This window comes from Bacillus sp. UNC69MF (assembly GCF_000746035.1).
In the GTDB taxonomy this organism is placed as follows: Bacteria; Bacillota; Bacilli; order Bacillales; family Bacillaceae; genus Bacillus; species Bacillus velezensis.
In genome coordinates, this window is sequence record NZ_JQKM01000007.1 from 59,339 (window position 1) to 81,992 (window position 22,654).

The window sequence follows — 22,654 nt, forward strand, 5'->3', positions numbered from 1 at the left end:
ATGTATTTTCTGACAAGTGGGAAAATATATATAAATTCCAGCCAAAGGAGAGATTCGAATGAAGCCTGAAGATATCGTCCGAAGCGGCCCGAATCAGTACATATGCAAGGAAGGAATCGCAAAAGAACTTCCGGGGCTGCTGGAGACATTCAGAAAACCCGTTATTGTGACCGGAATCAAATCCTATCAGGCGTTCTCCGATTACGGCGGCGGTTCTTCCTGGGATGTGATTCAGCATAAAGGATACTGTTCACCTGAGGCGGTGCGTAAGGTCTGTGAGCAGGCGGAAGACGCGGATGTGATCATCGGTATCGGAGGCGGCACGATATTGGATTTGGCAAAAGCGGCGGCAGACCGGCTTGATATTGAAGCTGTGATGGTTCCTTCCATTGCGGGGACGTGTGCGGCAAGTACGCCGTTGAGTGTCATATATGATGAGAGCGGCAATTTTATCAGAGTTGATTATCATAAGCGTTCAAGCTATTTGACGCTTGTTGATCCGCTGTTTTTGCTTTCCTCTCCCATTGAATATATGAAAAGCGGGATCGGTGATACGCTGGCGAAATGGTATGAGGCCGAGGCGGTCATCAGAAATACGGAGGAGGCGGCGCCGCTGATGGCGCAGGCGGGGCTGAGACAGGCGGAATATATCCGTAATCTGTTATTGCGTTACAGTGAAGCGGCCGTCGGAAGCATGGAGAAAGGCGAGCTGTCCGTGCCGTTCATCCATACGGCGGAAACGATCATTATGCTTGCGGGGACGGTCGGCGGGTATGGCGGCCGTTTGTGCAGGATGGCAGGGGCGCATGCGGTCCACAACGGACTCAGTTTTCTTCAGGAGACACATCAGGTGCTGCATGGCCAGAAGGTTGCTTACGGCATATTGGTGCAGCTCGCGCTTGAGAATCGAAGACCTGAGATTGAAGAGCTGCTTCCGTTTTACCGCCGGCTCGGTTTCCCCGTCAGTCTCTGTGATCTCGGCATCCTTGACAACCATGAGGAAGCCAAGCGCCGCATTGCTTCTCACGCCTGCCGGGCGGAAGAATCGTTATGCTTAATGGGGCAATATCGCGAGAAGGACGTGTCAGCTGCGATTGAATCGCTCGAATCAGCGCAAAAGACAGGATAGAGCTTGTTATCTATCTTGTCTTTATTTTTTGAATATTTCCGTTATAATGAGTGGGGTATAGAAAGGGAGGGCCAAAGGACATGTATCAGGCGAAGAAGATGTTGTTATTAGGATCAGGCGAGCTGGGGAAAGAAGTCGTCATTGAAGCGCAGCGGCTCGGGGTTGTCACTGTAGCCGTTGACAGCTATGAGCATGCTCCCGCCATGCAGGCCGCGCACAAAAGCTATGTGATTGATATGCTTGATAAAGCGCAGGTCAGAGAAGTCATTGAGAAAGAAAAACCGGACTTGATCGTGCCGGAAGTGGAAGCCATTGCGACGGATGAGCTGCTGAAGCTTGAGGAAGAAGGTTTTCACGTCATTCCGAATGCGCGTGCGGCAAAGCTGACGATGGACCGTGAAGGCATCAGACGGCTTGCGGCAGAGACGCTTCATCTTCCGACTGCCGGCTATGAATTCGCGAATACATATGAAGAATTTAAAGAAGCGGCGGAAACAATCGGCTTTCCGTGCGTGGTAAAACCGCTGATGAGCTCTTCCGGAAAAGGGCAAAGCGTGTGCCGCTCGGCTTCCGGGCTGAAAAGCTGCTGGGACATGGCGATGGAAGGCGGCCGGGTGAAAAACGGCCGGGTCATCGTTGAGGAATTCATTCCGTTTGAATCAGAAATCACTCTTCTGACAGTGCGCGCGGCGAACGGTACGTCCTTTTGCGCGCCGATCGGACATGAACAAAAAGACGGTGACTATATTGAATCATGGCAGCCTCATCATATGACGGAACAGCAGATCAAAGAGGCGAAACACATTGCGAAAAGCATAACGGACGAGCTCGGCGGATACGGTTTGTTCGGGGTGGAGCTTTTCCTTACTGAAGATAAAGTATATTTCAGCGAGGTGTCTCCCCGTCCGCATGATACGGGGCTCGTTACGCTTGTAACGCAGAATTTGTCAGAGTTTGCGCTGCATGTCCGCGCGGTATTGGGATTCCCGATTCCGGAAATCACTCAGCTGTCGCCGGGGGCAAGCCGTCCGCTGAAGGCGCCAAAAGAGCTTGCTGATTATGCGGTTGAAGGTTTGGAGAAGGCTTTGGGGGTAAAAAGCACTCAGGTCCGCGTATTCGGTAAACCCGTCACGAAAGTTGGACGCCGTATGGCGGTTGCGCTTTCTGCAGCTGAGACCGTTGAAGAAGCCAGAGAAAGAGCGGCCGAAGCACTCAGTCATTTATCAATTACATAAAATGATCTTAAAAGGCGTTTTTACCGTAATGGTAAGGCGCCTTTTTTGTTTGGCAGACTATATACTGGAAAACGGGGTTGTGAGATAATGTATGAGGCCGTTTTGTGCCGGCTTTTTAATTCATGAAACTTTTTATGTCCGCAATCGTTATATGTAATGTTCTCATTTCACGGAGAAGGAAATAACAATACATCATACGGCTTTTCATTCATCAAGAACGGACAATCCGGATCGCGGCATGGAATATTGAAGCAGGGTAATCCGGAATAGAGGAATCCATGATTGCTTACCTTAATATGAACGGCGAAAAAACAAAAATCACCAGATTAGATTGTTCAAATAACACCAAATGCTGTATAATAAAAGAATTTGAATGATAGCATTGAAAGAATTTCATTTTATGTTTCCGTAAAATGGAGCCTTTATGCATACGCAGTCCGATTTGATATGGTTTTAATTGGAGGTTTGTGTAAACTGTGAATTATATACCTAGTATGATTACAATTGGAAATTTTATTTGCGGGCTCTTATCGATTCATTCCCTTTTGTATCATAATATACACTCTGCGGTGATCTTTATTTTCACCGGGATGTTTCTTGATTTCTTTGATGGTTTGGCCGCCCGTAAGCTGAACGCGGTATCGGAGATGGGAAGGGAGCTTGACTCTTTTGCTGATCTCGTGACGTTCGGCGTAGCGCCGTCCATGCTCGCTTACAGTGTTTCACTATATACGATTCCGTTCATCGGAATTTTAATCGCGCTTTCCTACAGCATCTGCGGGATGATCCGTCTTTCCAGATTTAATATTGAACAAAGCAAGCTGCCGACGTTTATCGGGATGCCGATTCCGTTTGCGGGTATGTGTCTTGTCATTTTGAGCTTTATCAATAACGCTTTTCTTCTGGGGGCGGGAACGATCGCGCTCGGTTATTTAATGGTCAGCAACATTAAATTCCCGCACTTTAAAAAACAGGCGCCTGAAAACCTGGAGAGCAGAAGATGGAATTAGTTCAGCAATTAATATCCGATTACGGATATATCGCGATTTTTCTCATGCTGACACTCGGTATTATCGGATTGCCTATTCCGGATGAAGTCATGATGACGCTTGTGGGCTACTTCGCTCATTTAAACGTGCTGAATTACGGGCTCTCCATTCTGATCAGCTTTATCGGAGCGCTCCTTGGGATGATTATCAGCTACTTCATCGGCAGAAAAGCCGGCCGGCCGTTTATTAATAAGTTCGGGAAATGGGTCGGCCTGAAGGAAAAGAGGATGGAGAAAGTAGACAGGTGGATGAAGAAGTACGGGCCTTACACCATTATTTTAGGTTATTTCATCCCCGGCATCAGACACGTGACCTGCTACTTTTCCGGAATCGGCAGAATGGAATTCAAAACCTACTTATGCTTCGCCGCCATCGGAGCGTTTTTATGGTGTTTTATTTTTATTACTATAGGAAAATTCATAGGAGTAATCAATGTTTAATACTGCCGCTAAAGTTCTTTACCGTTCATTGATTGAACTGACTAATAATCGATTGACGTCTTATCTCATTAAAAACTTCTGTGAATCGAAACTGAGCAAGCCGATGATTCCGCTGTTTTCCAAACACTATCGCATCAACTGGAATGAAACGGAACGCACGGCTTCTGACTTTGATTCATTGGCGTCATTTTTCATTCGTGATATTAATTTGAATCTCCGCCCCGTGGCAAAAGAGAAGAACGCCATCGTCAGCCCGGTGGACGGTGTCGTTCAGACGGTTGGCATGATTAAACCCAATCAAACTTTCATGGTAAAAGGGAAGGATTATTCGTTCGCCGAACTGACGGGGTTTAAAAGCGCCGATCACAAGTATAACGGCGGGTGTTTTGCCGTGCTTTATCTGAGCCCGAGACATTACCACCGCTTCCATTCTCCCGTCAGCTGCACGTATCAGAAGCTGGCCGAGTTGGGGAAACGCTCCTATCCCGTTAATACGATGGGATTGAAGTACGGGAAAGATGTGCTCTCAAAAAATTACCGTTATGTGTACGAGCTGACCCGTGCTGACCAGCAGATGCTCATGATTCCGGTAGGTGCGATGAATATTAACTCGATCGTTCAGACAAACACCGGAAACAGGCTTGAGACGGGGGAAGAGCTGGGCTATTTTTCATTTGGATCGACCGTTATTTTAGTATTCGAGAAAGATATGTTTACCCCTTCGGATAACCTGACTGAAGGCCGTGAATTACAGGTCGGTCAGATCATCGGTTATGCGGAGTCACAGGAGGAGGCGTCCGCTTTATAAAAGCTGCTCCTCTTTTTTATATGGTGTAAGGAAGTGAATATTATGGAAGAAAAGGATTTGGCAAAGCTGATAGAGCAGTACCAGCATACAGGGGATCAGCAAATTCTTGAAGCCGTGCGGGACGCATGCCGGCCTGTCGTTGAGGCGCTCATCTCAGAACTGGCTGAAGACAGCGCCGATCTTTTGCGGGCAAAAGGCCGTGACCGTTTTCCGTTTATTATCGGCAAGTATCAGACCGCGGCCGGCCTTTCGCTTGAGACCTTTTTGCGCAATACGTATCGGTTTTATTTTCAGCAGGTTTTAAAAGGCGAAGCGTGACTGGAAGAAAGAGTACGGACGGAAATGTTCATCTTTCGCCCGTTTTCCTGTATGATATAGTAGAGTGTGCGATCATTAATATAATTGAACAGGGTGTATAAATCATGGAAAAACAATATAGAGTTTTACTTTATTATAAATATGTAAAGATTGATGAGCCTGAGGAGTTCACGGCTCAGCATTTGAAGTTTTGTAAGGAGCTCGGTCTGTTAGGCCGTATTTTGATTTCTGAGGAAGGCATTAACGGTACGGTGTCCGGAACGGTTGAACAGACGGAACAATACATGAATGCACTGAAAGCTGATCCGCGCTTTGCCGACATGCCGATCAAAATTGACGAGGCTGACGGACATGCATTCCGCAAAATGTTTGTGCGCCATAAAAAAGAATTGGTGACGCTTCGTCTCGAAGATGATGTTGATCCGAATGTCACGACGGGCAAGCATTTGAAACCGAAAGACTTTTATGAGCAAATGCAGGATCCTGACACGATCGTGATCGACGCCAGAAACGACTATGAGTATGACCTCGGTCATTTCCGCGGAGCGGTCAGACCTGATATTGAGGCGTTCCGTGAGCTGCCGGACTGGATTGAAGAGCATAAAGACATGCTTGAAGGCAAAAAAATCCTCACGTACTGCACAGGCGGCGTACGCTGTGAAAAATTTTCCGGCTGGCTGCTGAAGAAGGGCTTTGAAGACGTGTCCCAGCTTGACGGCGGTATCGTCACTTACGGTAAAGATCCTGAAGTGAAAGGGCAACTGTGGGACGGACAGTGCTACGTGTTTGACGAAAGAATCAGCGTACCGGTCAACCGTGTAGAGCACGTTATCATCGGAAAAGATTATTTCACGGGCGAGCCGTGCGAGCGTTATGTGAACTGCGCAAATCCGGCATGTAATAAAAAAATGATCTGCACACCTGAGAATGAATACAAATACATGCGCAGCTGCAGTCACGAATGCCGTACGAACGAACGCAACATGTATGTGAAAGAGCACGAAATGACTCAGGAAGAAATCAATGAACGCCTTGCTTTGATTGAACAAGAGGATCATGCGGCGATTGATTAATAGAAAAGACCACCAATAAGGTGGTCTTTTTTGTGTTTACATACTTTCTGTCCGGGCGGTCTGGTCTGCCGTGACGGGTCCTTTATATTTGAATGCTTTTTCCCACTTGGACACGACGATGCAGGCGACCGCATGGCCGGGCACGTTAACGCCGGTTCTCGCCATGTCCATGACGCGGTCGACACCGGCAATGATGGCGACGCCTTCCGCGGGGAGACCGACGGCATTCGCTGTCGCCAGAAGCACGACGAGTGAGCCTGACGGGACGGCGGCAATGCCTTTGCTTGTCATGACGAGCACAAGCATCATCAGAAGCTGCTGAGAAAGCGGCATTTCCACATGAAACGCCTGCGCCAGAAAAATACAGGACACCGATAAATAGAGGCTTGAGCCGTCACAGTTCAGCGATAAACCTGACGGAACCACAAAGGAGACGACCCGCTTCGGACAGCCGTATTTCTCCATCCGATCCATCAGCTGAGGCAGAATGGTTTCTGTGCTTGTCGTGGAGAAAGCGATCAAAAACAGATCCCAAATCATTTTCAGCACTTCAAAGTATTTGATTTTAAAGATAAGCCCCACGATCGGAAACAGAACGAAGAGTATCAGGAACAGCCCGAGGAACACAGTGCCGATCAGCTTCAGCATCGGAAGCAAAAGCGCGATTCCGAATTGCCCGACAGAGGCGGCCATCAGGGCGAGAACGCCGATCGGAGCGGTGACCATTACCATTTGCGTCAGCTTGAACATAATATTTGCCGTGGATTCGAAGAAACTCATGACAGGTGCGGAGGCTTTGCCGATGCCGGCTGCGGCAACACCGAATAAAATCGCGAAAAAAATGACGGCGAGAAGATCGTTTTTCGCCATGACGTCAATGATGTTAACGGGGATAATATCAAGAAGCATTTGTTTCAGGTCGACTACTTTTTCCGTATAGCCGGAAAGCTCGTGAATATCTTTTTTAGCAAGATGAGAGAGGTTAAGTCCGACTCCCGGCTTCAGCACGTTCGCCAATAACAGACCGAGCGCCAGAACAAGCGTCGTAATCACTTCAAACCAAATAATCGTTTTGATGCCGAGACTGCCCATCTTTTTCATACTGCCGCTGCCGGCGGCTCCGATAACAATGGTCGAAAACACGATCGGCACGACAATCATTTTAATCAGGCGGATAAATCCGTCTCCGACGGGCCGCAGCGCCATCCCGAAATCCGGGAAGAAGTGGCCGATCAATGCTCCGATGGCTAAAGCGATCAAAATCTGGAATGCGATAAATTTTTTCAAGCGAATCCCCCTTTTACTTGCGCATTTCATACGTAATTCGTGAAGCAGGCGGCAACCACCTTCCTATTCGCCATAAATTTGTCACATGATTGACTGTGCGAAAGAAAGGATTGCTTTACATTATGTAAGCGCAATCATTTAATATGACAGAAAGTCCTCATTGAAAAAAATCAAGCAGAATAAAATAAAGTTAGATTTTCGCTTGAAAATATCAAAAATTTTGATAATTATCCTCTTATAAGTGGTATATTTGATATGATACGGTCAACTGCATCCTCATATATCTGTGCATACACGATTCAGGCAGAGAAAACAGGCAGCTTATAAAAGACTGAAAATTTGAACAATTAAAAGAAAGGTGTGCTTTTGTTGAATCAACTGATTGAAAGACGTAAGGTCACAGCAAGAAAAGAAAAACCGGACTCCGCTTCATTGGGGTTTGGCAAGTACTTCACTGATTACATGTTTGTCATGGATTACGAAGAGGAGAGAGGGTGGCATGATCCGAGAATCACCCCTTATGAACCGGTCCGCCTTGACCCTTCCGCATCGGTTTTCCATTACGGGCAGGCCGTATTTGAAGGGCTGAAGGCTTACAGGTCAGAAGACGGACGGGTGTTGATGTTCCGTCCTGACCAAAATATAAAACGGCTGAATAAATCGTTACGGCGGATGAGCATGCCGCCTCTTGACGAGAAGCTGGCGCTGGAGGCATTGATACAATTGGTGGAGCTGGAGCAGGAATGGATACCGATAGAAAAAGGAACCTCTTTATATATCCGTCCGTTTGTAATTGCGACTGAGCCTTCTTTAGGCGTCCGGCCGTCAAAGCGTTACAAGTTCATGGTTGTTCTGACGCCTGTCGGTTCGTATTACGGCGATCAGCTGAAACCGATCCGGATTTATGTGGAGGATGAGTATGTGCGTGCCGTCACCGGCGGAGTGGGCGACGTCAAAACGTCCGGAAATTATGCGGCCAGCTTACAGGCTCAGCGGAAAGCCGAAGAACTGGGGTATGATCAGGTGCTTTGGCTCGATGGGGTGGAAAAGAAATATGCCGAAGAGGTAGGGAGTATGAATATCTTTTTCATCATAAACGGAGAGGCCGTAACGCCGGCGTTAAACGGAAGCATTCTCGGGGGCATCACACGCGCATCTGTGATAGAGCTGTTAAAAAGCTGGGGCATCCGCGTCAGGGAAGAACAGGTCGCCATTGATGACATCTATGAGGCTGCGATGAGAGGCGAGGTGTCAGAGGTATTCGGTACAGGAACCGCGGCCGTCATCTCGCCGGTCGGCGCGCTGCACATTCACGGAGCAACGATTGAACTGAATAACGGTTTGATCGGTGAAGTGTCAGAAAGGCTCTATGAAACGATTGCCGGCATCCAAGTCGGGAAGGTGCGGGATTCGTTCAGATGGGTGGTTGAAGTATAAATGAAAAAAGAACCCTTGCGCTGCAGGGTTCTTTTTTTGGTTATTGGGATTTTACGGCTTGCACGCGGGCTCTGCTTTTCCGGTTTTTCAAGTAATAAGCGGTGTAGCAAACGGCCATAAATGCAATTCCGCAATAAAGGGCGATGGCCTGGTTCGGATCAAAAGCGATGCCGATACAGGAGGCGAGGCACAGGAGAAAGGCCGCTATCGGTACGGCCGGATATCCCGGCGTCCTGTATTTCAAGTCTGAAAGCTGGTGCCCTTCTGTAAGAAACCGTCTTCGGAACAAAAATTGCGATGCGGCGATGCTCATCCACACAGCCACTACCGCAAATCCTGAGACGGAGACGAGAACAAGATAGACTGTATCCGCTGCAAATACGCTTGACAACAACGACAGAATGCCGCCGATCATACTGAAGATCAGAGCGTTAAAAGGAATGCCTTTAGAGGTCAGCCTGGCAAAGGCGGGATGAAGCTCCCCTTCTTTAGACAGGGACCACAGCATGCGTGATGACGCGTACAGCCCTGAATTGGCCGCAGACAGAAGCGCCGTTAAAATGACGAAATTCATCAGATCGGCCGCATAAGGCACGCCGACTCTGTCAAATACCGTGACGAACGGGCTTTCAATCACACCGGCTTCCTTGCTGGAGATCATCCCTGACAGCACAAAAATCGTTCCGATAAAGAAAAGCGCCAGCCGCCAGACTGTAGTCTTAATGGCGCGCGGAACGGTTTTTTCCGGATCGGCGCTTTCCCCTGCGGCGATTCCGATCAACTCCGTCCCTGAAAAAGCAAAGTTTACTGAAAGCATCGTCATCAGTATCGGGAAAAAGCCATTTGGAAAAAGGCTGCCGCCATCCGTAAAGTTCGACAGCATAGGTGCGGCCTCACCGCTTTTCATCGGGACGATGCCGAACATCGCCGCTCCGCCCAATAAAATAAACAGTAAGATGGCTAAGACTTTAATACTTGAGAACCAAAACTCCGATTCAGCAAAAAATTTCACGGAGAAGGCGTTTAATAAAAAGATGAAAAGAGCGAATACCGCACTCCACATCCAAACCGAAGTATGCGGGAACCAACGCTGCATGAAAAGCCCGGCCGCCGTGAATTCAGAGCCCAGCGCCACCGCCCACGTCAGCCAGTACAGCCATGCGACCGTAAAGCCTGTCGCCGGCCCGATATAGGTCTTCGCATAGGTGTGGAATGCGCCCGTCACCGGCATGGCCACTGACAGTTCACCAAGGCAAAGCATGACAAGATAGACGATGCCCGCGCCCAAAAGGTAAGCGAAAATGGTGCCCGCCGGACCCGCCTGATGAATGGTATACCCAGAGCTTAAAAACAGCCCCGTTCCGATCACACCTCCAAGTGATAGCATAAAGAGGTGTCTGCTTTTCATACTTCTCTGAAAATTCGTCTCGTTCTTGTTGTTCATTGTTTTCCAACTTTCTGCGAAGGCCGTTCTAATAAAAAATCTCATGCCGGCGAACGGCACGAGATTCCGGCGAACCGGCTTTTTGAATAGAATATACAAACTATTCCGATTAGTCAAGTTGTTTTTAAGGTCTTGGCCCAATCAGCAATGGCCTGAATGTCCGCGGGTTTCGTCCGACAGCAGCCGCCGATCAGGCTCACGCCGTTTTCGTACCAGCCTTGCGCACTTTTTCCGAAATGGTTTTCGCACAATGCGCCTTTCCAGGTTTTTGTCACCGGGTCATATTGTTCGCCGGAGTTCGGATAGGCGATAATCGGTTTGGATGCTGACCGTTTGATTTCTTCTATCAACGGCGGAATATGTTCAATCGGTGTGCAGTTGATGCCGATCGCTGCGATTTGGCTGCAGGAGTCAAGCAGGGCCGCGCATTCGGAAATAGGCGTGCCTTCGCTGATATGCCGCCCGTCTTTGGCGCTGAAGCTGATCCATGCATAAGTGCCGGGGAATTCCTCCAGCAGCCTTGTGATCGCTTTTGCTTCTGACAGGCACGGAATGGTCTCACAGGCCAAAAGATCGGCGCCGGATTCTATGAGGGCTTTCATCCGGGGGCGGTGAAAGCTGATCAGCTCATCCTCCGTCAGTCCGTAATGCCCGCGATATTCAGAGCCGTCAGCGAGGCTCGCGCCGTAAGGTCCGATAGAAGCGGCGATCAAAGGTTTGGGCCGGTGTAAACGGTTTTCTTCATGCGCCCAAAATTCATCGCGTGCTTGTGCGGCAAGTTCAACAGATGTCTGAATGAGACGTATCGCATCGGTTTCCGGGATGCCGCGCGCTGCAAATCCTTCGATTGTCGATTGATAACTGGCGGTGATCGCGCAATCAGCGCCGGCGGCAAAATATTCTGCATGCACCTGTTTGATCAGTTCTGGTCTCTCCAAAAGAATTTTGGCCGACCACAGATCATCATGTAAATCACAGCCCATCCGCTCAAGCTCGGTTGCCATCGCGCCGTCTATGATCATAACCGGGTATTCATTTAATATTTGTGTAATGGGATTCATAGGCCTTCCTTTCTGACTTTACTGAAAATATATAAAAAGGGTAATGGACGCTATTCTCTTTGTCAATGAACCGGCAGAAAAAAGGTGTTCAGGACGCTGCCCGAACACCTTTTGTTTAGGAAATGTGTTTGCCTTTCGCACTTTTCGCGATGTCTGAATACTCCCAGCAGTCGATCCCGTCATCATCAGGGAGTACATCTCTGTAAAAGACGGGGTCCTTTCCGGCTTTCTTTTGCCGGGCATAATCGCTCAAAGCGGCAAACGCTTTTTTCGACAGAAGGAAAATCGCGATTAAGTTCACGACCACCATTAAGCCCATGAATAAGTCAGCCATATCCCACACAAGCTGGACTTTGGAAATACAGCCGAACAGTACCATTCCGAGCACGCAGATGCGGTAAATGAACAGCCATTTTTTGTTCTGGCTTAAAAATCCGATATTGGTTTCTCCGTAATAATAGTTGCCCATCAGAGCGCTGAAGCCGAACAAAAGCATTAAGACGGCAAGGAAACCTGACGCCCATGCGCCGACATGATCGCTCAAGGCGGCCTGAGAAAGCGCGATGCCGCTCAGTCCCGGCTGGTGATAAGCGTCTGAAAATAAAATGATAAGCGCCGTGCTTGTACAAATGACGAGCGTATCCGTCAGGACGCCGAATGCCTGAATGAGCCCCTGTTTCACCGGGTGGCTCGTCGTAGCTGTCGCCGCCGCGTTCGGAGCGCTTCCCATACCCGCTTCATTTGAGAAAATCCCGCGTCTTACACCTTGCATCAAGGCCGCACCTAAAGCGCCGCCCGCTGCCTGATCAATGCCGAACGCATTTTTTACGATTAGCGACAGAACGCCGGGCAATTGGGTGATGTTCGTCAGAATGACAAAGAAAGCGACACCGATATATAAAACGGCCAAGACGACTACGATGTATTCCGCCATTTTCGCAATTCGTTTGACGCCGCCGAAAATCACGCCGCCGAAAACCACGATTAAAATAATGCCCAATGTAAGCCGGCTGGTGCCGAATGCGTTTTGAAAGGCGACGCTGATCGTATTGGATTGAACGGAATTAAAAACAACCCCGAATGACAGTGTGATTAATACGGCGAACAGCGCGCCCATCCAGCGTTTCTTCAGACCCTTTTCCATGTAATAGGCCGGGCCTCCGCGGAATCCGTTTTGATCTTTTACTTTATAAATTTGGGCCAGCGTGCTTTCAACAAAGCTTGAAGCCGAACCGATGACTGCGATAATCCACATCCAGAAAATAGCGCCCGGACCGCCGAGTGCGATCGCAATGGCGATTCCGGTAATATTCCCGGTTCCGACACGCGCCGCCATACTGATGCAAAATGCCTGAAACGGGGAAATGGTGTTTTTTGTCCGGGCGGCCGCGCCTTCCTTCAAAACCCGGATCATTTCCTTCAGCATGCGGACTTGCAGACCCTTTGATCTGAACGTAAAAAACAGTCCCAGAGAAAGAAGCAGTACGATTAACAGTTTTGACCATAAAAAATCATTTGCCGAGCCGATTACATTTTCAAGGAATTCCTGCATCCAATCACCTCTTGGTTCGTTTGATTAAAAAATACTGAGCTCCCACTCCTGTGCGATATGTTTCAGCAGCATGCCGCCGGTCAGGCTGTTGCCGTATTCATCAATGGCCGGACCGTAAATGCCGATGCCGCAGCCGTTATGAAAAGGCTGTTCTCTTCTGGCGCTTGGGGGAACCAATGCCATAATGCCGCCGGATACCCCGCTTTTGGCCGGGACGCCGACGAAAGCCGCATATTTGCCTGACGCATTGTACATTCCGCACGTCAGCATCAGGGCTTTGGCGAGTTTTGCGACATCTTTCGGAATGACCTGTTCCCGTCGGATCGGATGGTATCCGTCATGCGCAAGTATCAATCCGATTAAAGCGATGTCCTCGGTTGTACCCTCCATGGCGCACTGCTTTAAATACACTTCAAGCGTTTCTTCCACATCCGCCTCGAGAAAGTTCGTTTCTTTTAAATAGTAGGCGAGCGCTCGGTTCCGATGCGCGGTCTGCCATTCAGAACGGAAGACCTCCTCGTGAATGTGAGGGCGTTTTCCTATTAATTTTTCAAAAACGGAAAAGAGATATTCTAATTTATCATGCGCCGTTTCACCCGGAAGCAGCGAGGCGACGGTAATGGCGCCGGCATTGATCATCGGGTTGAAGGGCTTCCCGGGTTTATGGATTTCAAGCCGGATGATAGAATTAAACGCATCACCCGTCGGTTCCACGTCCACACGATCCAGCACGTAAGAAATGCCTCTGTTCATGCAGGCGGCAATAAAGCTGATGACTTTTGAGATGCTCTGCAATGTGAACGGGACATTCCATTCACCGGCATGAATCATTGAGCCATCCGGCTCTAATATGCAAATGCCCAGCTGAGAGTCGTTGATTTCTCCGAGGGCGGGTATATAATTTGCGCTTTTTCCATTGACGGAAAACGGTCGGTAATGCTCGACCCAATCTTGTAAAAGTGAAGCCAGTTCCTCTTTTTCAAGGCGCTCTCTGACCATATCTTTCATAACATTCCTCCTCTATTGCAAGCCTGTCCGAAGCGGAAACCGGTCTTGGAAAACGTTTTCAAAAATAGCGTGTTCCATGTTAATGTATAATGACATCTACAGAATCATACAAAATACGACAAAATCATTCTTAAAATAAGCCGATAGATTTATAAATCAGCCGGAGTGTCCCGCCATTCGGGTCTAAAGAAATTTGCGGACTGTGTCGGTCTTGTTCAAAATAGACAGAAGAAGGAAGTGATTATGATCAGGCTCGACTATTTACTGAAAAAAGACGGCTATCTTTTCGCCCTTATGCTGATCACCGTGCCGCTGGCGGGGGAACTGAAATTTTACCCCCTGAATGAGGTATATCGGATCAGCTTCGGCGCCCCGGCTTTTTTCTTTTTTCTGCTGCTGCTTCGGCATGTGCCGGCAGTATTGTCAGGGCTGTTGACAGGTGCAGCCGTTGTGGCATTCCGGATCGGCCTGGAGTGCTGGGGAGGAGAGCATGCCGGCTTTGCGGAGGCTTTTTTCAGCCAATATCCCAGTTTCTTTTTTTACTTTACATATGCCTGCTTGTTTTATGTGCTGAAGGTCAGGCTTTTTTGGGATCGGCCGCTTATGATCGGTTTTCTCGGTTTTCTCATTGAAATTGCGTCCGATGCCGTTGAAATGACGGTTCAGTTTTCCGGCGGCCGGCAGATTATGATGCCGGACAAGCTGGCGGATATTGCGGTTATCGCTGTTTCTCACACATTTATTGTGCTGAGTTTTTTCAACGTGATGAAGCTGCACGAATCTCAGGTCAGGGAAAAACAAACGAGAAAGCAGCATGAGCACATGCTGATGATTGTGTCCAACTTATATGAAGAAACGATTCATTTGAAAAAAACGCTGAAAACGACGGAGCATGTGACGAAAGAATCCTATCAGCTATATCGGGAAATGAGCGGGAACGACCGGGAGCTCGGGAGCCGAATGCTGCGACTTGCGGGAGAAATTCATGAAGTGAAAAAAGACAATCAGCGAATATTCGCCGGCCTGTCGAAGCTGATTTCCAATGAGAGATTCCGGGATTACATGAATGCCGCCGCTCTGGTCGGCATCGTCATCCGAATCAATGAAAAATACGCCGAATCTTTAGGAAAGGACATTCAATTCCGGAGCGTGATTGAAGGAGAGCATCCCGATTATCACGTCTTTACCGTCTTGTCGATTTTAAATAACCTGACCGCCAATGCCGTCGAAGCCATGGGTGACAGGGGTGAGATCCGCCTCGCGCTGCGCAGGGCGGAGGGGGAGATGGCCGAATTTCAGGCGGAAGATGACGGTCCCGGCATTCCGGAAAAAATCGGAGAGGTCGTTTATGATCCCGGGTTTACATCCAAATACGATGAATTCGGCACACCTTCAACGGGCATCGGGCTTACTTACGTGAAGGAAATCGTAACTGAACTTGACGGAGACATTTCCTTTCATAACAAGCCAAAAGGCGTCATATTTACGATTAAACTGCCGGTGAAGCATTTGATTGCAGAAAGGATGAACTCATAATATGCGTTTTTTTATAGCTGATGATGACCGGGCAATCCGTTCCATTTTAAAACAGATGATCGAGGACGAGGATTTAGGCGAAGTCGTCGGTGAGGCAGAGGACGGAAGCCAGATTGAAGGGCATTATCTCCATTTTAAACAAGTCGATATTTTATTAATTGATCTGCTGATGCCGGGTCGGGACGGGATTGAGACGATCCGGCATCTTCAGGGATCGTACAACGGAAAAGCGGTGATGATATCGCAGGTGGAGGCAAAGGAAATGGTGGGAGAAGCTTATTCTCTCGGCATCGAATACTTTATCCACAAACCGATCAACAAAATCGAGATTGTCACCGTTTTGCGAAAAGTAAAAGAGCGGATTGAACTGGAAACCTCGATCGGCGACATCCAACACTCGTTAAGCCGTCTTATTCAGCGGAATGAGCCGAAAAAAAGCGGGCCGGGGGGGATGCACGAGAAATCAATCAAAGAAACAGGAAAATTTCTTTTATCGGAATTAGGCATCGTGGGAGAAAGCGGGGCGCATGACCTCATGGCCGTCCTTCACTATTTATTTGAGGATGAACAGGCGGAAAGAAACATCCCGTCTTTAAAGCAGATGTTTACAAACGTCGCCATCCGGAAGCTGGGGCCTGCGGCGGCACAAGCCGAGGTTAACAGGGAAATCAAAGCCTCGGAACAGCGGATCAGAAGGGCCGTCATTCATTCGTTAAACCATTTCGCTTCATTGGGCACAACTGATTTTTCAAACCCCAAATTTGAATATTACGCCTCGAAATTCTTTGATTTCCCCGCTGTCAGCAAGAGAATGAAAGAAATGCAGGCTAAGGAAACCGTGCCGCTTTCTCCGGTTAAAGTGAATATGAAAAAATTCATTCACGTCTTCTTTTTGGAGGCGAAAGATTTACGCGAAGGATCAAAATTTGTCAGCGGAGGCAGCCGGTAAGCTGGCATTGGAAAAGATGGCAAACGTGGATAAATGACAGCTCGTACTGGCCTGATTTTTCCGTGCTGATCCATGGCGACTTGCATCCTCCGCATATTTTGATCGGCGAAAATCAGCGTGTGACGGGTCTCCTCGATTGGACGGAGGCAAAGGTTGCTGATCCGGCCAAGGATTTTGTCCTTTATCAAGTGATATTAGGAGAAAAAGAAACAAAACGGCGAAGTTCGCGCTTCAGACGGGGCAAGAGGAGCATATGCAAATGGCGCGGGACATGCTCGGCCTGTCCGATCCGAAAGGTTATTGACTTCCGCCGGATGACAGCGTATGATACATTTTAAAATAAAAGAACGGATGAACAATGCTGAGGAAGAGTAAGTACGCATCAGCGCGCGGGGTTCAGAGAGTCGGTGGCCGCTGTGAACCGATCCCCGTCCGGTGCCGAATGGGCTTCTGAATTGCTGCGCTGAAATGACAGTAGGCGGTGCCGGGATTCTTTCCCCGTTATCAAGAAAGGAGTATTGAAACCGTGTGTTTCTGTACTTTTTGAGAGAATGGCTCTTCAGCCGTTAATAAAGGTGGCACCGCGAAAACCTCGTCCTTTGATGGACGGGGTTTTTTGTATTGTTAAGGAGGTGATGGCCATGGAAAGTGACTGGAGACGGACAGACAATCAAAAAGGAGGGATATTCATGGTGATCGCAACCGACGATCTTGAGCTCACGTGTCCGCATTGTGAAGGAACCGGCGAGGAGAAAGAAGGGACGCCCTGTCCGAAGTGCGGCGCGAAGGGCGTCATATTGACCGCTCAAGGAAACACGCTGCTGCATTTTATCAGAAAGCATATTGATCAGTGAAATCAAACGAAAAAGGCCGTTATCCGGCCTTCAGGCTGTCGAGAAAATCTCGACAGCCTTTATGTTTCCCTTGTCATAAAATAAAAGAAAGACTGAAAAAACGGTGTCTTTCTCATGTTCCACACAAGAAATTTTTCTCGAAACACAGCCGAATTCGTTCTGTTTGACCAACTCGTCGAAGAGGATCACCTTCTTCGAAAAATTGATAAATACATAGACTTCTCTTTCATCGTTGAAAAGGTCACACCTTACTGCAGCGAAAATAAAGGCCATCCCTCACTTGATCCGCTGATCTTATTCAAAATGATGTTGAAGATTGCCACATACCCAGCCAAGCAAGGCTAGGCATGCGGGAGTGCTTTTTCTGCAACTGAAATCAAATGAATATGTAAAGAAACAGCACAAAACAAAAAAGCTTGTAGAAAAACATCATTTTCTCTACAAGCTGCTTTTTCATTCTTCAAAATAAGGATTCACATGGATGAGCACTTCTTCAACATCTGAAAAGTGTCTTTGGATTTCATTTCGGATTTCGCGGGCAATATCGTGTCCCTGCTTAATCGTCAAATCATGATCCAAAGATAACCGGACATCAAGCAATTTATAGTGGCCGTGTTCTCTTGCTCGGATTTTATCGAGCCGTTTGACTTGAGGGCAGTGCAAAATAACGGCTTTATATTCCTCTATCAGTTCGGGATCAACACTTTTTTCCATGAGAACGTCAACAGATGGCCTGATTAATTCCATTGAAATCTTAAAAATAAGGTACGCCACGATGACACTGGCAATTGCATCGGCGTACAACAGATAGGACCATCCGCGTGTGTTCCCGATAATCGCCAATAGGACGCCGATAAAAGCGGCAAGAGAGGCAACGATATCGCCTTTATGATCGTATGCAATCGCTATAATCGCTTTACTGTTCCATTTTTCCCCTTGTTTGATCGAATAACGATATAAGATCTGCTTAGCCGCGTAGGATATCAGAGCCGCAAACAATGCGCTGTATTGCGGGATGCTTGGACCTTCAACAAAGGACGAAATCGCTTCTATCAGAATATACACGGAAACGAGCACTAATATGATTCCTACAATCGCTTCGCTGATGACCTCAGCTTTGCCATGCCCGAAAGGATGGTCTTGATCGGGCGGCTTATTAGAAATGCCGATGACGGCCAGGACAGCAATTGAAGCCACGACATCCGCTGCAGAATGTATACCGTCGGCAAAAACTGCTTCACTATCGCCTATCAGTCCAAAAAAGATCTTTCCTGCCATTAAGATCAGATTGGCTATCAATGCAATCAAAGCAACTTTTTTGCTTATTTGTTCTCTTTCACTTGTCATTTTTTCCTCCTATAAAACTGCACAAAAAAATAGAGGCGCTTTTGATTCGCTCTCCGTATCCTTTCTTGTGTAATCACTTTGCTTATCGTACCAATTCAGTTTCGAGTGGGTCTATAGCAAGGTTGTTTCCTGTTTCCTAATAAATAAGGTGACAGAAAAAAAGTTGGAGCAGGGCTAAACAGTACACAGACAAAATGGGGCTGAATTAAAAAAAGAACTGTTGACATTTGAGTGTTTATCTTTTATTATTATCTTGAATTCAAGATATTTTAATTCAAGATAATTTAATTAGAGTGCAGGATAAGAACCTGCTGATCGTTTGAATCACGAAAAGATCAGTGAAGAGAACGTTTCGTTTTTTGATCATATGTTATTTGATTTTTTATACTATAATATCTCGAATTCGAGATAAAGGGGGTATGAGGGAAATGGCTGAATTTGTACAGCTAGTGAATGAAAGAAGATCTGCAAGCAACTTTCTTCCAGAACATCCAATCACAAGAGATGAACTCAACGAAATGTTTGAATTGGTTGCGTTGGCTCCATCAGCTTTTAATTTGCAGCATACAAAATATGTGACGGTTCTTGACCCGGATGTAAAAGAAAAGCTGAAGCAGGCCGCAAACGGACAATATAAAGTGTTTAGCTCATCAGCTGTTCTTTTGGTTTTAGGGGATAAGCAGGCATATCAGCAAGCGGCTGACATCTATGAAGGATTGAAGATGCTGGGGGTATTAAATAAACAAGAGTATGATCACATGGTTCAAGACACCGTTTCGTTTTATGAAAACAGGGGAGAACCATTTAAGAGAGATGAGGCGATAAGAAATGCTTCACTTTCTGCGATGATGTTTATGCTGAGTGCTAAGGAAAAAGGCTGGGACACCTGTCCGATGATAGGGTTTGATGCTGAAGCCGTGAAACAGATTTTGAAGATAGATGATCAATTTGAGGTCGTCATGATGATTACAATCGGGAAAGAAAAAATAGAAAGCAGAAGGCCGCGCGGCTACCGAAAGCCTGTGAATGAGTTTGTGGAGTATATTTAACTATTTGTAAAGGAGCAAATAAAAATGGCGAAAAAAACGATGGGCATCCATCATATTACAGCAATTGTCGGTCACCCTCAAGAGAATGCTGATTTCTACGCTGGAGTGCTGGGGCTGCGATTGGTCAAGCAAACGGTCAATTTTGATGATCCGGGTACGTATCACCTTTATTTTGGGGATGAAGGCGGGAAGCCGGGAACAATCATCACATTCTTTCCGTGGGCGGGCGCCCGCCAAGGCATCATTGGAGACGGACAGGTTGGCGTGACATCTTACGCCGTGCCGAAGGGTGCCATGGCGTTTTGGGAAAAGAGACTTGAAAAGTTCAACATTCCATACACAAAAATCGAGCGTTTTGGAGAACAATATATAGAATTTGATGACCCGCATGGCCTGCATTTAGAAATCGTGGAAAGAGAAGCAGGGGAGGCCAATACGTGGACTTTCGGAGATGTAACCCCGGATGTTGCCATTAAAGGCTTTGGCGGTGCGACCCTGTTATCAGCACAGCCTGAAAAAACAGGTAAACTGCTAGAAAACATCATGGGGCTTGAGCAAGTCGGTAAAGAAGGAGACTTCGTTCGTTATCGTTCTGCCGGTGATATCGGAAATGTGATTGACCTTAAGTTAACGCCTATCGGCCGCGGGCAAATGGGTGTCGGCACGGTCCATCACATCGCTTGGCGGGCTCAGGATGACGAAGATCAATTAGATTGGCAAAGGTTCATTGCTGCGCACGGATATGGTGTGACTCCTGTTCAGGATAGAAACTATTTTAATGCGGTTTACTTCAGAGAACATGGGGAAATCTTATTTGAGATCGCAACTGATCCGCCGGGCTTTGCCCATGATGAGTCACAAGAAACAATGGGCGGAAAACTGATGCTCCCTGAGCAGTATGAACCGCACCGGGCACAAATTGAACAAGGGCTGCTGCCGTTTGAAGTGAGAGAATTAGATTGATAGATGAACGTGAAGCATGAAGAAAAATAAAAAGACATACATTTAACAGATGTTTGCTGGAAGCGACTGTTGGTAAACAGCTGCCTTGCAGACATCATATAATATGAAAAATAAGGAGAGATAAAAATGGAAGATGCAGGACTATTACTTATTCGAATCATGATTGGTGTGGTGTTTCTGTTTTATGGATCACAAAAATCATTCGGCTGGTTTGGCGGATACGGGATTAAAGGAACCGGACAATGGTTCGAGTCAATTGGAGTTAAACCAGGTAATGCCGCGGCCGCTTTATCAGGTCTCGGGGAACTCGCAAGCGGAATTCTATTTATTTTAGGTGTTTTCCTCCCGCTCGGAGCTGCTATTATAACGATTATTATGTTAGGTGCCATCGTAAAAGTCCATGGAGCGAAAGGATTTGCCAACGGTGCCGGCGGTTTTGAATATAACTTGGTGCTGATTGCAGTCTCCATCGGAGTTGCACTCATCGGTTCAGGGGCGTACGCTTTGCATTTTTAATATAAGTATCTAAGAACAGTTACTGAAAAGCGGTAACTGTTCTTTTATTTTTCAAGCACAACGTTCAGGTGCTCTGAATAGCAAAAAAGCGGATATGTTCAATATAAATGTGTATAGTGAATGTAGAAGTATTGATGAGCTTGGTCATGAAAGACGAGCCGATTGGAGGAGGGTTTTGTTGAAAGAGATGGCAGAATTACATTCATTAGATTCTATCGAGAATTTTATTAAACAGCATCAATTCAGTTTTATCTACATTTCAAGACCCGCCTGTACAGTATGTCACGCTGTTCTGCCGCAGCTCAGAAAAGTATTGGATCAGTTTCCGAATATCAAATTGGGGCATATCAATGCTGACGAGGTAGAAGAGGTGGCCGGCAGATTTTCAGTCTTCACTGTTCCCGTGCTTCTTTTGTTCATTGATGGGACTGAGTTTCTGAGAGAAGCCCGCTTTGTTCATTTTGAACAGCTCGAAGAAAGGCTGAAAAGGGTTTATCAGTTATATCAAGATGTATAAAGCGTTTATACTTTACAAATAAAAAGCCCCCTTTAAAGGGGCTTTTATCCGGCCTTTTTTACGTTATTCGGACCGGGGTTCTAAAAAACGGGACCCGCCCAAGTCTTTTCTCATCAGATAGATATGGAAAAAATATTCTCCGACGGCGATGATGACGGCGGAAATAAGAGCGGCAAACGCCAGTCTTCCTCCGGAAATGCCCATGGACAGCGGCATTCCCATCAGCCAGACAACAAGAAACGCGATTCCGAAATCAGCGGACGCCGCCGTGATGTTATTCCATCTCGGCAGCACGTACAGGTCGCCCGTAAAGTAAGAAACGGCTCCCAGCACAATGGTCATCAGCAGCACGTCGCCGAATGTAAAGCGAAAACCTAAGCCGAGTATCAGATACAGAATAATGATGGTCATAATGCCTTTGATGGCAAGCGCTTTAATGTGTTCCATGCGAATTCCTCCTTATGGAAATCATGTTAGTATGTTTCCTCATAACGTGAAATATAAACCCTTTTTTCGTGAACATTTGTTTTCTGGCTTTTGTCTGTCATCACTGGGCCGCGGCTGAATATGATGAAGGGAGAAAATACGGGAGGTGTCATGATGGCAGTCGTAAAAGCGTCGAGCGCCGATCTGGATCTAATGGCAAGGCTGCTCAGGGCGGAAGCGGAAGGCGAAGGGAAGCAGGGAATGCTTTTGGTCGGCAATGTGGGAATCAATCGGGTGCGGGCGAATTGTTCTGATTTTAAAGGCCTGCGCACCATCAGGCAGATGGTGTTTCAGCCGCACGCGTTTGAAGCGGTGACTCACGGATACTTTTACCAGAGACCGCGTGAATCCGAGCGGAGGCTTGCCCGCCGGACGATTAACGGAGAACGGTTTTGGCCGGCTAAGTTCAGTCTGTGGTATTTTAAGCCGCCGGGAAACTGCCCGCCGACTTGGTATGATCAGCCGTTTGTCGCGAGATTCAAATCCCACTGCTTCTATCAGCCGACAGGTGAAACGTGCGAAAACGTGTACAATACATTTTAATCCCGGGCGCACCGTTCTGAGAATGAACGGTGTTTTTTTAATTTCTTGTGAAG

At 47.4% G+C, this 22,654-nt stretch carries 23 protein-coding genes, 2 pseudogenes and 1 other annotated feature; of the genes and pseudogenes, 18 read left to right on the forward strand and 7 right to left on the reverse strand.

Annotated features, from left to right (window positions below; genetic code table 11):
• The first annotated feature begins 58 nt into the window (after positions 1–58).
• The 7 genes from BR62_RS0106805 to trhO all read left to right on the forward strand — a co-directional run bounded on the left by BR62_RS0106805 (position 59) and on the right by trhO (position 6,052).
• Positions 59–1,129, forward strand: coding sequence for an iron-containing alcohol dehydrogenase family protein (locus BR62_RS0106805; protein WP_007409000.1), 1,071 nt, complete (start codon positions 59–61; stop codon positions 1,127–1,129).
• An 80-nt stretch (positions 1,130–1,209) separates the two neighbouring features.
• On the forward strand, positions 1,210–2,364 hold the full coding sequence (gene purT / locus BR62_RS0106810; protein WP_032870218.1) for a phosphoribosylglycinamide formyltransferase 2: 1,155 nt from the start codon (positions 1,210–1,212) through the stop codon (positions 2,362–2,364).
• A gap of 476 nt (positions 2,365–2,840) precedes the next feature.
• Positions 2,841–3,374: a CDP-diacylglycerol--serine O-phosphatidyltransferase gene (pssA, locus tag BR62_RS0106815; protein ID WP_007409002.1), complete on the forward strand. Its 534-nt coding sequence runs from the start codon at positions 2,841–2,843 to the stop codon at positions 3,372–3,374.
• Entirely contained in the window at positions 3,365–3,853 is a 489-nt protein-coding gene (locus BR62_RS0106820) for a DedA family protein (protein ID WP_003156711.1), read from the forward strand. Before pssA ends, BR62_RS0106820 begins: the two co-directional genes overlap by 10 nt.
• The gene (locus BR62_RS0106825) at positions 3,846–4,661 is read left to right on the forward strand and encodes a phosphatidylserine decarboxylase (RefSeq protein WP_007409003.1); all 816 of its coding nucleotides are present in this window, start codon (positions 3,846–3,848) and stop codon (positions 4,659–4,661) included. Before BR62_RS0106820 ends, BR62_RS0106825 begins: the two co-directional genes overlap by 8 nt.
• A 42-nt stretch (positions 4,662–4,703) precedes the next feature.
• Positions 4,704–4,979 carry a hypothetical protein gene (locus BR62_RS0106830; protein WP_007409004.1) on the forward strand — a complete coding sequence of 92 codons (276 nt, stop codon included), beginning with the start codon at positions 4,704–4,706 and terminating at the stop codon, positions 4,977–4,979.
• Positions 4,980–5,083: 104 nt separating this feature from the next.
• Entirely contained in the window at positions 5,084–6,052 is a 969-nt protein-coding gene (trhO, locus tag BR62_RS0106835) for an oxygen-dependent tRNA uridine(34) hydroxylase TrhO (RefSeq protein ID WP_007409005.1), read from the forward strand.
• A 36-nt stretch (positions 6,053–6,088) separates the two neighbouring features.
• On the opposite strand, the gene gltP is transcribed toward trhO, so the two are convergent.
• Complete coding sequence (gene gltP, locus BR62_RS0106840) at positions 6,089–7,339, reverse strand: glutamate-aspartate/proton symporter GltP (protein ID WP_007409006.1); 1,251 nt, start codon at positions 7,337–7,339, stop codon at positions 6,089–6,091.
• Positions 7,340–7,708: 369 nt separating this feature from the next.
• On the opposite strand from gltP, the gene BR62_RS0106845 reads away from it, so the two are divergent.
• Positions 7,709–8,776 carry a branched-chain amino acid aminotransferase gene (locus BR62_RS0106845; RefSeq protein WP_032870220.1) on the forward strand — a complete coding sequence of 356 codons (1,068 nt, stop codon included), beginning with the start codon at positions 7,709–7,711 and terminating at the stop codon, positions 8,774–8,776.
• A 40-nt stretch (positions 8,777–8,816) separates the two neighbouring features.
• Here BR62_RS0106845 and BR62_RS0106850 read toward each other — a convergent pair whose 3' ends face one another.
• The 4 genes from BR62_RS0106850 to BR62_RS0106865 all read right to left on the reverse strand — a co-directional run bounded on the left by BR62_RS0106850 (position 8,817) and on the right by BR62_RS0106865 (position 13,841).
• Positions 8,817–10,220, reverse strand: a complete 1,404-nt coding sequence (locus tag BR62_RS0106850; protein WP_162782339.1) for an amino acid permease — start codon at positions 10,218–10,220, stop codon at positions 8,817–8,819.
• Positions 10,221–10,333: 113 nt separating this feature from the next.
• A complete protein-coding gene (gene mmuM / locus BR62_RS0106855; RefSeq protein WP_032870222.1) occupies positions 10,334–11,281 on the reverse strand; it encodes a homocysteine S-methyltransferase in 948 nt (315 codons plus the stop codon).
• 115 nt (positions 11,282–11,396) lie between these two features.
• Positions 11,397–12,833 (reverse strand): alanine/glycine:cation symporter family protein, encoded by a 1,437-nt coding sequence (locus tag BR62_RS0106860; RefSeq protein WP_032870223.1) that lies wholly within the window; start codon positions 12,831–12,833, stop codon positions 11,397–11,399.
• 24 nt (positions 12,834–12,857) lie between these two features.
• The gene (locus tag BR62_RS0106865) at positions 12,858–13,841 is read right to left on the reverse strand and encodes a glutaminase (protein ID WP_007409011.1); all 984 of its coding nucleotides are present in this window, start codon (positions 13,839–13,841) and stop codon (positions 12,858–12,860) included.
• A 243-nt stretch (positions 13,842–14,084) separates the two neighbouring features.
• Here BR62_RS0106865 and BR62_RS0106870 point away from each other — a divergent pair, with 243 nt between their 5' ends.
• The 5 genes and pseudogenes from BR62_RS0106870 to BR62_RS19830 all read left to right on the forward strand — a co-directional run.
• On the forward strand, positions 14,085–15,377 hold the full coding sequence (locus BR62_RS0106870) for a two-component system sensor histidine kinase GlnK (protein WP_032870225.1): 1,293 nt from the start codon (positions 14,085–14,087) through the stop codon (positions 15,375–15,377).
• Position 15,378: 1 nt separating this feature from the next.
• Positions 15,379–16,326 (forward strand): glutamine utilization two-component system response regulator GlnL, encoded by a 948-nt coding sequence (locus tag BR62_RS0106875; protein ID WP_007409014.1) that lies wholly within the window; start codon positions 15,379–15,381, stop codon positions 16,324–16,326.
• Positions 16,327–16,334: 8 nt separating this feature from the next.
• Positions 16,335–16,630: pseudogene (locus BR62_RS0106880) on the forward strand (phosphotransferase); the annotation flags it as partial.
• A 48-nt stretch (positions 16,631–16,678) separates the two neighbouring features.
• Positions 16,679–16,929: a binding site (T-box leader), on the forward strand.
• 86 nt (positions 16,930–17,015) lie between these two features.
• Positions 17,016–17,180 (forward strand): tryptophan RNA-binding attenuator protein inhibitory protein, encoded by a 165-nt coding sequence (locus BR62_RS0106885; protein ID WP_007409016.1) that lies wholly within the window; start codon positions 17,016–17,018, stop codon positions 17,178–17,180.
• 114 nt (positions 17,181–17,294) lie between these two features.
• A pseudogene (locus BR62_RS19830) lies at positions 17,295–17,489 on the forward strand (IS5/IS1182 family transposase); the annotation flags it as partial.
• A gap of 144 nt (positions 17,490–17,633) precedes the next feature.
• Here BR62_RS19830 and BR62_RS0106895 read toward each other — a convergent pair.
• Positions 17,634–18,527, reverse strand: coding sequence for a cation diffusion facilitator family transporter (locus BR62_RS0106895; RefSeq protein ID WP_015239086.1), 894 nt, complete (start codon positions 18,525–18,527; stop codon positions 17,634–17,636).
• 428 nt (positions 18,528–18,955) lie between these two features.
• Between BR62_RS0106895 and BR62_RS0106900 the strand changes: the two genes are divergently transcribed.
• The 4 genes from BR62_RS0106900 to BR62_RS0106915 all read left to right on the forward strand — a co-directional run bounded on the left by BR62_RS0106900 (position 18,956) and on the right by BR62_RS0106915 (position 21,572).
• Complete coding sequence (locus tag BR62_RS0106900) at positions 18,956–19,576, forward strand: nitroreductase family protein (protein ID WP_007409019.1); 621 nt, start codon at positions 18,956–18,958, stop codon at positions 19,574–19,576.
• A gap of 24 nt (positions 19,577–19,600) precedes the next feature.
• Complete coding sequence (locus tag BR62_RS0106905; protein ID WP_032870231.1) at positions 19,601–20,539, forward strand: ring-cleaving dioxygenase; 939 nt, start codon at positions 19,601–19,603, stop codon at positions 20,537–20,539.
• A 126-nt stretch (positions 20,540–20,665) separates the two neighbouring features.
• Positions 20,666–21,055, forward strand: a complete 390-nt coding sequence (locus BR62_RS0106910; protein WP_032870233.1) for a DoxX family protein — start codon at positions 20,666–20,668, stop codon at positions 21,053–21,055.
• 178 nt (positions 21,056–21,233) lie between these two features.
• Positions 21,234–21,572 (forward strand): thioredoxin family protein, encoded by a 339-nt coding sequence (locus BR62_RS0106915; RefSeq protein WP_007409022.1) that lies wholly within the window; start codon positions 21,234–21,236, stop codon positions 21,570–21,572.
• Between the two features lie 63 nt (positions 21,573–21,635).
• On the opposite strand, the gene BR62_RS0106920 is transcribed toward BR62_RS0106915, so the two are convergent.
• Positions 21,636–22,019 carry a DUF2512 family protein gene (locus BR62_RS0106920; RefSeq protein ID WP_003156684.1) on the reverse strand — a complete coding sequence of 128 codons (384 nt, stop codon included), beginning with the start codon at positions 22,017–22,019 and terminating at the stop codon, positions 21,636–21,638.
• Between the two features lie 153 nt (positions 22,020–22,172).
• On the opposite strand from BR62_RS0106920, the gene BR62_RS0106925 reads away from it, so the two are divergent.
• Entirely contained in the window at positions 22,173–22,601 is a 429-nt protein-coding gene (locus tag BR62_RS0106925; RefSeq protein ID WP_011996267.1) for a cell wall hydrolase, read from the forward strand.
• The last annotated feature ends 53 nt before the right edge of the window (positions 22,602–22,654 follow it).